This window comes from Mesorhizobium sp. B264B1B, assembly GCF_020165765.1.
GTDB lineage: Bacteria > Pseudomonadota > Alphaproteobacteria > Rhizobiales > Rhizobiaceae > Mesorhizobium.
On sequence record NZ_JAIUIS010000022.1, the window covers coordinates 61,200 to 72,086 of the forward strand.

A 10,887-nucleotide genomic window follows, 5' to 3' on the forward strand; every position below is an offset into this window, starting at 1 on the left:
TCACACGGCGCCGAGGACGAGGCCGAGCCCAATCGCCGTGCAGGCGGCACCAGCGGCCTGCATGAGCACGCGAAACCGCCTGCCGAGGCCAAGCCCGGCGGCGATGCCGGCGGCGTGCAGCAGCGCCGTGGCGACGGCAAAGCCGGCCATATATTCAAGCCCTGCGGCATTTTCCGGTACTTCGGTGCCATGGGCGTGACCATGAAACAGCGCGAACACGCCGATGATGGCGACGCCGGCCGTGACAGGAAGATCGACTGCCAGCGCCACGAACAATCCGAGCGCCACCACCGACGCCAATATGCCCGGCTCGACGAAGGGCAGCGGCACATGCAGCATGCCGAGCGCGCCACCGGCCAGCATGACGCCCACAAAGGCCGCCGGCCATGCCCACACCGCCTTGCCGCCTTTCTGTGCCGCCCACAGGCCGATCGCGACCATCACCGTCATGTGGTCGAGGCCGGAGAGCGGATGCATGAAGCCGGCCGCGACGGAGGAGGTCGTGCCGGCCCCGACATGGGCGTAGGCGGGCATGGCGGCTGCCATGAGCAGGGTCGCCGAGAGGGCTGTGCGTTTCATCTGTGCTGAGATCATCGGTGCGTCTTTCCTATCGGGATCGTCTGGCCTATCAGGATCGTCTGGCGTTCACGCGGCCTCGCGCGGGCCACAGCCCTCGGCTTTGAGGACGCGCTTGGTCGACGCCGGATGTTTCTTCAGCATTGCCGCCGGACGGATCGGCCGTGCCGAAAAATTGCCGCCGCAATTGGGGCAGACGCCGCCGAGCACGTCTTCCACGCAATCGGCGCAGAAGGTGCATTCGAAGGTGCAGATTAGCGCATCCGTCGCTTCCGGCGGCAGGTCCTTGTCGCAGCATTCGCAGTTCGGGCGCAGCTCAAGCATATCTGTCTCCTCACCGTATCGGCTCATGCACGGTCACCAGCTTGGTGCCGTCGGGGAACGTCGCTTCCACCTGCACGTCATGGATCATCTCGGCGATGCCTTCCATCACCTGGGCGCGGCTGACGACGTAGGCGCCGGCTTCCATCAGCTCGGCGACGGGACGGCCGTCGCGGGCGCCTTCGACGACGAAGTCGGTGATCAGCGCGATCGCCTCCGGATGATTGAGCTTGACCCCGCGCTCCAGACGCTTGCGCGCCACGACCGCCGCCATGGCTATCAGCAGCTTGTCCTTTTCCCTCGGCGTCAGGTTCATGCGTTTCCCTGAAATGATGCGGACACGATCACAGTGACCATATTTTGGGCAGCCCCGCCTTTCCGTTGAGCAAGCCGACGAGCGGAACCAGATGCTGGCGCAGCCGGTAGCCGTCGCCGGCATACAGCCTCGCAAGAAGCTTGCCAGATTCCTGCACGCTCCAGGTGCTGGCGCCGCCCTGGCCGCCGATGATCTCCCGAACCGGATCGAGAAGCGCTTCCGCCCGCGGCGAGATCAATAGCACCGTCGCCATGGCGACGGCGCCGCCGGCAATCGGTGGGCGCGCCAGGGTCGCGGCGATGTCGGGCCCGATGCGGAAATCCTCGGCATGGATGAGAGCCCCGCCCCGGCGGACGCGCCAGCGGTCGTGAAAGCCGCCCTGGACCGCGCGTTCGCCCATCGCCGTCCGGCCGAAGACGGTGGCTTCCAGCACCAGCGCCTCGGCGCCGGCGGCAAGATCAAGGTCGAGCGTGCGGGCAAAGGCCGATCGGTCGAAAACGATGGTCTCCTGCGGCAGCCAGGCGACGCGGCCGTTTTCGCCGACCGTTAGCCGGACGCTGACTTCGGCCCGGTCGGAAGCGGCGCGATAGATTTTCTCGCAGGCCTGCGTCGTTATCGTGGCGCTGGCATGCGCGCCGACGTCGATCTCCCAGCCGAGGCGGTCGCCTCCGGTCAGCCCGCCCGCGGTGTTGATCAGCACGGCTTCCAGCGGGCCGCCGGAAACGGCCGGCATCCTTATCTTGGCGGAACCGTCCTGATAGAGGCGGCGCAGCCGTGTGCGGCCGTCTTGACTGGCGCAGGCGAGCTGCGCCAGTCCGGCCGCCCGCTGCGCCGGCGGGGCCGAAAATCCGGTATGTTCGATCGTATCCACGCCGTCAGGTTAAGCACCGCGGCGGTTTTGTCGATATATAGCTTGTTGCTTGATGGCGTTTCCGTTTCTATAGAGGGAGCCACCTTGGTACGCTCATGCGACGCCTGGCGGGGGTCCAAGGCGACGGTCGCGGCCTGATATCGAGGACAAAAAGGCGCTGTTCAGTTGGCGTCGGGAAACGACAAAGTGGGGAAGAAACCGAATGGCTGACCAACTGGCGACCGAAATCATCGAAAAGATCAAGGCTCATGCCGAGCCGGGCGGCGAGGAGATCACCACCAGCACCGAATTGACGGCGCTCGGCATCCATTCGCTGGAACTGACCGAGATCATCTTCGATCTCGAGGAGCAGTATGGCATCGAGATCGAGATGAACACGGTCGATGCCTGGAGCAACCTGAAGAATGTTGGCGACATGGTCGAGGCCGTTCGCGCGCTGATCGCGAAAAAAGCCTGACCGGATGCACAAGCGCGTCGTCATTACCGGCATCGGCGGTTTGTGCGGGCTTGGCACCGACGTGCCGGCGATCTGGACCGAGATGCGCGCCGGCCGCTCGGCGATCGGCCCCATCGATAACCCGTTCCTGCACGATTTGAAGGTCAAGATCGGCTGCGAGATCAAGGCGCTGCCCGACCATGGCATCGAGCGCAAGCAGCTGGTGTCGATGGACCGTTTCAGCCTGTTGGCGGTGATTGCCGCCCGCGAAGCCTTACAGCAGTCCGGTTTGGCCGCCCATGCGGACAATACCTACCGCATGGGTGCCGTTATCGGCATCGGCGTCTGCGGCTTCGAGACGGTCGAGGAGAACTATCGCGCCATCCTGATCGAGGGCAAGAATCGCGCCGGCATCTTCACGGTGCCGAAGGTCATGCCGGGCGCCGCCGCCGGCCAGGTCAGCATGCATCTCGGCCTGCGCGGACCGGTGTTCGGCGTCACTTCGGCCTGCTCGTCGGCCAACCACGCCATCGCATCGGCGGTCGACCAGATCAGGCTCGGCCGCGCCGACGTCATGGTCGCCGGCGGCACCGAGGCGCCGCTGGTCTGGGGCGTGCTGAAGGGGTGGGAGGCTCTGCGCGTGCTGTCGCCCGATACCTGCCGGCCGTTTTCGGCCGATCGTCAGGGCTTGGTGCTGGGCGAAGGCGCCGGCATGGCGGTTCTGGAAAGCTACGATCATGCGGTGGCGCGCGGCGCAAACATCCTCGCCGAAATCGTCGGCGCCGGCCTCTCGGCCGATGCCTCCGACATCGTTGCGCCGACCATAGAAGGGCCGGAAGCGGCGATGCGTTTCTGCCTGGCGGACGCCGGGTTGAATCCCGAGGACATCGACTACCTCAATGCGCACGGCACCGGCACCAAGGCCAATGACCAGATCGAGACCGCCGCGATCAAGCGCGTCTTCGGCGAGCACGCGCGCTCGCTTTCCGTCTCCTCGACCAAGTCGATGCATGCCCATTGCCTTGGCGCCTCGGGCGGGCTGGAGATGATCGCCTGCGTGATGGCGATCCGAGAGGGCGTGGTGCCGCCCACGGCGAATTTCCGCGAGGCCGACCCCGATTGCGATCTCGACGTGACGCCGAACGTCGCGCGCGAGCGCAAGGTGCGCGCCGCCATCAGCAACGGCTTCGCCTTTGGCGGCACCAATGCGGTGCTGGCCTTCAAGGCGATCTGATCCCGGCGATCGTGCTCTGCCCGGCAGGTCAATCTGCCGGCTCCCGATGCCGGCATCATTCGGTTTGTTGACTGTGCGTGCACGGCCAAACGTCTGCCGCCGCATTGATCATCCCTGGGCCTGCGCCTAATTCTTTGCCGACCTCACCCAGACCGCGCCGCTCGGTGCGAAATCCCCGCCCAGGAGTTCTCGATGGCCGACCTGTCCGCCTATCCAATCACCGCCCGCTGGCCGGCCAGGCACCCGGACCGGATCCAGCTCTATTCGGCGACGACCCCGAATGGGGTGAAGATATCGATCGCCCTGGAAGAGATCGGCCTGGCCTACGAGCCGCACTATGTGGACATCGGCAAAAACGAAAGCTGGACGCCGGAATTCCTGTCGCTCAATCCCAACGGCAAGATACCGGCGATCATCGATCCGAACGGTCCCGACGGCAAGCCGATCGGCCTGTTCGAGTCCGGCGCCATCCTGCTCTACCTCGCCGACAAGACCGGCCTGCTCGTCCCGGCGGACGCGGCGCGGCGCTACGAGACGATCCAGTGGGTGTTCTTCCAGATGGCGGCCGTCGGCCCGATCTTCGGCCAGGTCGGCTTTTTCCACAAATTCGCCGGCCGCGAGATCGCCGACAAGCGGCCGCTGGAGCGCTACCGCGATGAATCGCGCCGCCTGCTCGGCGTTCTCGACGGCAGGCTGAAGGGCCGCCGATGGATCATGGACAATGACTACACCATCGCCGACATCTCGCTCATCGGCTGGGTGCGCAACCTGATCGGCTTCTATGAAGCGCGCGACCTCGTCGGCTTCGATGATTTCGCGCATGTGGCGGCATGGCTGGAGCGCGGCCTGGCTCGGCCGGCGGTGCAGAAGGGCCTGACAATCCCGGCAAAGGGCTGAAGCGGCCCGGCCGCCCTGGGGCGCGGGATATCGTAGCCTTGGCCGGCCCGGCTGGGCTATTTCGCCTTGGCTTTCGGGCCGCCCTTGCCCATCACGGAAGCCGCCAGCGAAGCGGCGCCGCGTGCCGTCGCCACCACCGCGCCGGCCGCGACGCTTGCCACGGTGCGGACGGCGCCGGATTTCTCTGGGGCCGGCTTGCGCGCGCTGGCCGGCTTTGCGGCCGCGGCCGCGACCTTCCGAGGCGCGGCCTTGCCGAAGCTGGGCTTTGCGTCCTTCGAACGTTCGGCGATCGCCGGACCAGCGCCGGCTTTCGCCTGCGTCGTCTTCGTCGTCCTGGTCTTGGCGGTCGCGGGTTTTCTTGCCTTGGTTGCCATTGCAAAATCCCCTTACGCAGGACAATCGGTTCCCGGCCATAACGGTGCGAAACCCCTTAAGGTTCCCGTCGAAAAATACCGACAATTAAGCAGGTTAACCAATCACCAGGTCGGCCGCCCGGCGCCGCGCCAGCACGCGTTCGATGTTGGGCATGTCGTTGGAGGCGATCCAGGCGCGCGCATCCTCCTCGGAGCGGCCATGTTCGTGCCAGCGCTCCATCAGCCGGCGCTCGAGCTCGTTGCGCGGCACCTCGACGAAGATCGAGAAATCGAACAGCGGCGCCAGCCGCGACCACGGCTCCTCGTCGAGCAGCAGGTAATTGCCCTCGACCAGGATGAATTTGGTCTCCGCGCCGATGATCGCCGCCGCCGCGCGCGACAGTTCCATGCCGCGGTCGAACACCGGGATGGCGATGTCGGGCTCGCCGGCCCGGATGCGCTTCAGAAGCGTCTCGAAGCCGCCGAAGTCGAACGTATCCGGCGCGCCCTTTCGCGCGCGCAGCCCGCGCTGGTTGAGAACGACGTCGTCATAGTGGAAGCCGTCCATCGGCACGACCTCGACGGCGCCTTCCGGCAGCAGATCGTGCAGGCTGGCCGACAATGTCGACTTGCCGGCCCCCGGCGGACCGGCAATGGCGACGATGAAGCGCTTTGCCTTGCCGGCGCGCTTGAAGATGGTGGCGGCGAGATGGGCGATTTCGGACATGGCGGCCTCGCTTGCCCCTGATGGTTGGCGCGACCGTTATTCTGGCGGCACTCGGCGGAAATTTCAAACCGGCATTTTGGGTAAGGGGCCGTGTCAAATGTCAAAAGCCGACGTTCGAAGCATCCACTCAACCAGCCGCGGCCTGCCCGATGCGCAGGAAATCGCTGTCGAACGGCACCTCCCGCGCCGAGCCTCCGCCCAGGAGCCGCATGCGGCCGTCCGCCGTGGTGACCTCCTGCGGCGGCTCGCCGCCCGACAGCGGCAGGGCGCCGATGACATGGCGGAAGGAGACGCTGGGGCCTTCGCCGAGCGCGAACGCCGTCGCCACGCCTTCGCGCGTCAGCCAGTTGTCGCCGATCGAGGCGGCATGGCCTATCGCCGTGCGCCCGTCCTCGATGCCGAGCACGCCGAGATGCCGGCCGCTCCACGGCGCGTAGTCGCGGCCGCCATTGCTGAACCACAGCATGGTGACCGGCAACTCCGCCGGGTTCTTCAGCACCAGAACCAGATCGTCCTCGGCCCGGCGCGCCAGGGCCGTCCAGCCCGGCCCGCCATGATCGCCCTCGACCAGCGTGACAAAATCCTCGCGCCGGTCGTCCATGCGGTAATCCGTCAGGTCGAGCGTGCCGCCGCCGGCGGCGGGAAAACGGCCGAGATCGCTGCTGCGTCCGGGATAGGCGAGCAGGAAGCGGCCGCGCGTGGGATCGGGCTCCAGCGGATCGGCGGGCGAGGCGGCGAAGCGTTTTGGCGAAAAGGCCAGCCGGCCGCCATCCGTCATCGCCGTCATCGGATGATGGGCGACGGAGATCGCGCCGTGGCCGCCGGAAAATACATGTTCCTGGTAGAGAAAGGCATGGCCGTCGCGCAGCGTCAGGATCTTGTCGACTGTCGCGCCCATGACCTTGCGGCGCAGCCGGAAAACGGCTCGCCAGCCGCCGTCCACGGCGCTGCTTTCGGTGACGTCCCAGGCGCTGTTGGCTGGCCAGCCATGCAGCGGCGCTTCCTCGACGTCGCTGCGCGAAAACGGCGCGCACAGGAAATCGCCGGACAGCCGCACCGTGCCCTCGGGCAGGTCGGCCGGCAGCGTCTCGCGTGGCGCGCCGACCCAGGGTGCGCGGTGCAGCGGCCGCAGCCGGCGCCCGCCATCCTCGACCACCATGTCGGCGATATGGCCGACCGTGGTGTCCAGCGAAACCGAAATGCCGCGTGCCTTGAGGGTGACCGTATCCATTGCGCTCTCATCGAATCCGAAGGCGCAACAAGAACCCTTCGCCGCCGGTTGCGCAAGCGCCGCGACCGGCATTTTGCATCACCTTGGAACGCAAGCTTGCGAAAGCAGACAAAGCTGGGGCTACCGCTATTAACCAAATGGACGCAGCCGGCGGGTTACGTTAGCTTCGCCGCATCTCAGCAACAGCCTGACCCGAACAGACTTGCCCTTGTCCAACCAGCGTCGCCTTCCGCTCGTCCAGAGACTTTTCGTCGCCCTTGGCCTGTTGCTGATGGCTGCGGGCTGCTCGACCACGACACCGCCGGACTCTGTGCTCGCCGTGCCGGCGCCGCCGCAGAAATACGCGGCCATCGTCGTCGATATCAGAAGCGGAAAGCAGCTGTTCGAGGTCAATTCGAGGGCCCAGCGCTATCCGGCCTCGCTGACCAAGATGATGACGCTCTACCTCCTGTTCGAGGCGATGGAGAGCGGCCGCGTCTCCAAGGAAACGCAGATCCCGGTCTCCGACCACGCCGCCTCGCAGCCGCCGACCAAGATGCGCTTCCGGCGCGGGGAAACGATCGACGTCGATTCCGCCATCCGCGCCATCGTCGTCAAGTCGGCCAATGACGTGGCGGTGGCGGTGGGCGAATATCTCGGCGGCTCGGAGGACGAGTTCGCCGCCATGATGACGTCGAAGGCGCGCCAGCTTGGCATGACCAGCACCGTTTTCCGCAACGCCTCGGGCCTGCCCGACGACGGCCAGGTCACCAGCGCGCGCGACATGGCGGTGCTCGGCATGGCGCTGCACCAGCGCTTCCCCCAGCATTTCCACTATTTTTCCGAAAGCGACTTCATGTTCCGCGGCCGGCTGGTGCGCGGCCACAACGACATGCTCGGCCGCGTGCGCGGCGTGAACGGCATCAAGACCGGCTATATCAGGGCTTCCGGCTTCAACATCGTCACCTCCTACGAAGCCGACGGCCGCCAGCTGATCGTGGTGGTGATGGGCGCCGACAGCGCCCGCCAGCGTAACGACCATGTCGAGGCGCTGATCCAGCGCAACCTATCGCCGGCGGTTGCCGACGCCCCGACCAGGGTGATGTACGCCGAACAGCAGTGAGCGGGCGAGCTGCGGGGCTGCCTCGCTTCGGACCAGCTTGCTCAACTATCGAAGTCAGTGCCGCCCCTCATCGCCCTGCCAGGCACTTCTCCCCGTATAGTGACGGGGAGAAGGGGCTGGCCGCAACCTCGGCACCCTTTTTGCAGCGTTGGTGATGGGCGAAACCGGCGATAACAGCCCCTCTCTCCCCCGTTCTACGGGGAGAGATGTCCGGCAGGACAGTGAGGGGCGGCGCAGTCGCTCGAAAGCGGGCGATGGCGTCGACTGACCCGATAGGAATTTTTTCTTGACAGGGTGAAGGCAACTATGCTACTCTTCTCGCTATGGTGCTGATTTGCGCCAGCCACCCGCCGCAAGGCGGGTTTTTATTACCGTCGCCCAGGGCACCAGCCAATCACTTCGTCATCCACGGGCGGAGCAAGGAGCGCAGCGACGCGGCGCGAGGACCCATGCCGCGACTCGGCAGGCGCCGCAACGGTTCGCAATTCTGCTCCACTGCGGCCAATGCCACGGAATGGATCCAGGCTCCGCGACGGAGCTTCGCCCCCGTTATGGTTCCTCAGCGGTTGATGACGATTTCACAGAGCCGCCGCCAACCTCGAATGTCTCTCTACCAGGCGAGCCCCGAAAGGCGGCCCGCTGCCCCTTCCTGTCACGCAATCGTCCGCAAGGCGTGGCATAGGCATGCCAAGTCGCCGCGATGCTGGCTAAGCATCGCCCCGTCGGTCTATCGTCTTCCACCACAGCAGGAGCCCGCATCATGAGCACTCTCCCCAAGGCGTCCGAGCAGCAGGCGGCGGACAATGACAGCGGCGGCGAATATTTCGAGGCGCCGACCACCGGAGAGGACCTGCATGGGGTTTCGGACGAGCATTTCGACACGCCGGAGGTGCCGGACTCCGAGCCCGCCTTGCCCGGAGCCTCGCGGGCCAAGCCCAAGAAAAGACCGTCGGCGATCTCGGGCCGCAAATTCCGCAAGCGCGACCTGGTGCGCATCGACGATTTGCGCCCGAGCCTGGCCGACCGCATCCGCTCCGACCATCCGGACCTGCCGCATGGCGCCCGCATCAGCCGCGAGGAGCTCGGCCGCTACCGCATGCGCTACATGGAGGAGCTGCTCCAGCAGGAACACGGCGAATTCTCCGAGCTCGACCGCCAGGTGGTGGAATCGATCGCCCGGCAGGACACGATTTCGGAAAACTCGGAAGAGGAGTTCGAGGAGCACCGCTCCTTCGCCGACCGCGTCTCCGACAACATGGCGGCCTTCGGCGGCAGCTGGTGGTTCCTGATCTCGTTCGCCGGCGTGCTCCTGGTGTGGATCGCCATCAATCTGTTCGAGGGCTTGAACCGCGCCTTCGATCCCTACCCCTTCATCCTGCTCAACCTGCTGCTTTCCTGCATCGCCGCCATCCAGGCGCCCATCATCATGATGAGCCAGAAGCGCCAGGAGGTGAAAGACCGCCTGCGCTCCTTCAACGACTACCGCGTCAACCTCAAGGCCGAGCTCGAAGTGCGCCATTTGCACGAAAAACTCGACTACCTCATCTCGCGCCAATGGACGCGCCTGGCCGAGATGCAGCAGATGCAGCTCGACGCCATGCACGAGCTGACCGGCGCGAAGAAGGCGAAGAGGGCGGCAAGGGGAGTGAGGAGGCGGGCGGTGAAGAGCGAGGCGGGCGGGTGAGGGGTGGCGAAGACGAGATGAAACCCGACTTGAGTACCTGCTCCATTTCAGTTGTTGGCTTTGACTCGGCCTGGACAGATAGCCCCAAGGCGCCTGGCGCGATTTGCGTTATCCGTATCGATGGACTGGGAGCACGGCTGTACCTCGAGCCTCGGCTCGCGTCATTTGGCGACGCACTTGAAATAATTCGAGGAGAGCGTTCGGACACCGATAAATGCTTGGTGGCGCTCGACCAACCGACCATCGTGCCAAACACCAGCGGCTCGCGCCCGGTCGACAAGGTTGCCGGCGCACTTATCTCCTGGATTGGCGGAGGCGTGCAGCCGGCCAACCGCTCGAAACTGGGAATGTTTGACGACACGGCTCCGATCTGGCGCTTCAAGAGGGATCTTGGAGCTATCGAAGACCCGGATTTAGCCCGAACCGCTTCGACCGGGCTCTTCCTCATCGAAGTCTTTCCTGCGCTGGCGCTGGCAACTATTGACCGGGCATTCTGCCGCCGACTTGGTGCTCCCAAGTACAATCCAACGAGACGAAAACGCTTTAGGGAGGAGGACTGGCAGGCGGTTGGCTCGACAATCCATCAATTCGGAACGCTAAGAGCGCTCGACCAACTGGAACAATGGTGCACGGCACATTCAGCGCTGAGATCGCCGAAAAAGGCCGACCAGGACAAGGTTGACGCGATCATCTGCGGGCTCATCGGATTGCACTGGTTGGCTGCCCCGCGCGAGCTGTCTGTAATGATTGGAGATCTGGATAGTGGCTACATGATCGCTCCGGCGATCAACGGCGTTCATGAGAGGCTGACGGCGGCAGCAATTTTGCGCGGGGTGCCGATCAGCTAAGCCGCCCAGGTTTCCGGCGTGCCGTTGGATGCGGCCGAACTCCAATTGCCCGTTGAAGCCCGCGCCCGCTTCCGCTAAGAAGCCGTGACTTGCCGGTTCACCCGGTTCGTTTTCCGGCCCGCCGGGAAGCACCCGTAGCTCAGCTGGATAGAGCGCTGCCCTCCGAAGGCAGAGGTCACAGGTTCGAATCCTGTCGGGTGCGCCAGTAAAAACTGGGTCCGTTCCGGACACATAGGTTACGGTTTATACCGGAGACATGGGTAACACTTTTGGCCCGAAGGGGTTTTGGAG

13 protein-coding genes and 1 tRNA gene are annotated in these 10,887 nt (G+C 65.3%); 7 read left to right on the plus strand and 7 right to left on the minus strand.

Translation table 11 applies throughout. The features are described 5' to 3' along the window. Genes LB547_RS30325 through LB547_RS30340 form a run of 4 tightly spaced genes read right to left on the minus strand, consistent with a single transcriptional unit; the run spans window position 1 to window position 2,084 of the window. A complete protein-coding gene (locus tag LB547_RS30325; RefSeq protein WP_140764015.1) occupies window positions 1-594 on the minus strand; it encodes a HupE/UreJ family protein in 594 nt (197 codons plus the stop codon). A 51-nt stretch (window positions 595-645) separates the two neighbouring features. Next, on the minus strand, window positions 646-900 hold the full coding sequence (locus LB547_RS30330; protein ID WP_140655341.1) for a DUF1272 domain-containing protein: 255 nt from the start codon (window positions 898-900) through the stop codon (window positions 646-648). 10 nt (window positions 901-910) lie between these two features. Continuing rightward, window positions 911-1,213: an urease subunit gamma gene (locus LB547_RS30335; RefSeq protein ID WP_140655344.1), complete on the minus strand. Its 303-nt coding sequence runs from the start codon at window positions 1,211-1,213 to the stop codon at window positions 911-913. A gap of 28 nt (window positions 1,214-1,241) precedes the next feature. Further along, window positions 1,242-2,084 (minus strand): urease accessory protein UreD, encoded by an 843-nt coding sequence (locus LB547_RS30340; protein WP_140655347.1) that lies wholly within the window; start codon window positions 2,082-2,084, stop codon window positions 1,242-1,244. 202 nt (window positions 2,085-2,286) lie between these two features. Between LB547_RS30340 and LB547_RS30345 the strand changes: the two genes are divergently transcribed. The 3 genes from LB547_RS30345 to LB547_RS30355 all read left to right on the plus strand — a co-directional run bounded on the left by LB547_RS30345 (window position 2,287) and on the right by LB547_RS30355 (window position 4,651). Further along, entirely contained in the window at window positions 2,287-2,541 is a 255-nt protein-coding gene (locus LB547_RS30345; protein WP_140491308.1) for an acyl carrier protein, read from the plus strand. 4 nt (window positions 2,542-2,545) lie between these two features. Next, complete coding sequence (locus LB547_RS30350) at window positions 2,546-3,754, plus strand: beta-ketoacyl-[acyl-carrier-protein] synthase family protein (protein ID WP_140491304.1); 1,209 nt, start codon at window positions 2,546-2,548, stop codon at window positions 3,752-3,754. 192 nt (window positions 3,755-3,946) lie between these two features. Then, window positions 3,947-4,651, plus strand: a complete 705-nt coding sequence (locus LB547_RS30355) for a glutathione S-transferase family protein (protein ID WP_140514401.1) — start codon at window positions 3,947-3,949, stop codon at window positions 4,649-4,651. A 56-nt stretch (window positions 4,652-4,707) separates the two neighbouring features. Here the strand turns inward: LB547_RS30355 and LB547_RS30360 are convergent, their stop codons facing one another. The 3 genes from LB547_RS30360 to LB547_RS30370 all read right to left on the minus strand — a co-directional run bounded on the left by LB547_RS30360 (window position 4,708) and on the right by LB547_RS30370 (window position 6,962). After that, window positions 4,708-5,025, minus strand: a complete 318-nt coding sequence (locus LB547_RS30360) for a hypothetical protein (protein WP_140559001.1) — start codon at window positions 5,023-5,025, stop codon at window positions 4,708-4,710. 94 nt (window positions 5,026-5,119) lie between these two features. After that, window positions 5,120-5,731: a nucleoside triphosphate hydrolase gene (locus LB547_RS30365; RefSeq protein WP_140491298.1), complete on the minus strand. Its 612-nt coding sequence runs from the start codon at window positions 5,729-5,731 to the stop codon at window positions 5,120-5,122. A 127-nt stretch (window positions 5,732-5,858) separates the two neighbouring features. After that, entirely contained in the window at window positions 5,859-6,962 is a 1,104-nt protein-coding gene (locus tag LB547_RS30370; RefSeq protein ID WP_140764018.1) for a hypothetical protein, read from the minus strand. Between the two features lie 208 nt (window positions 6,963-7,170). Between LB547_RS30370 and LB547_RS30375 the strand changes: the two genes are divergently transcribed. From LB547_RS30375 to LB547_RS30390, 4 genes are all read left to right on the plus strand, one after another. Beyond that, the gene (locus tag LB547_RS30375; protein WP_140764021.1) at window positions 7,171-8,064 is read left to right on the plus strand and encodes a D-alanyl-D-alanine carboxypeptidase family protein; all 894 of its coding nucleotides are present in this window, start codon (window positions 7,171-7,173) and stop codon (window positions 8,062-8,064) included. Window positions 8,065-8,824: 760 nt separating this feature from the next. Beyond that, complete coding sequence (locus LB547_RS30380) at window positions 8,825-9,748, plus strand: DUF1003 domain-containing protein (RefSeq protein ID WP_140582905.1); 924 nt, start codon at window positions 8,825-8,827, stop codon at window positions 9,746-9,748. 17 nt (window positions 9,749-9,765) lie between these two features. Next, window positions 9,766-10,596: a DUF429 domain-containing protein gene (locus tag LB547_RS30385; protein WP_140764027.1), complete on the plus strand. Its 831-nt coding sequence runs from the start codon at window positions 9,766-9,768 to the stop codon at window positions 10,594-10,596. A gap of 128 nt (window positions 10,597-10,724) precedes the next feature. After that, a tRNA-Arg gene (locus LB547_RS30390) sits at window positions 10,725-10,801 on the plus strand. Window positions 10,802-10,887 lie beyond the last annotated feature (86 nt).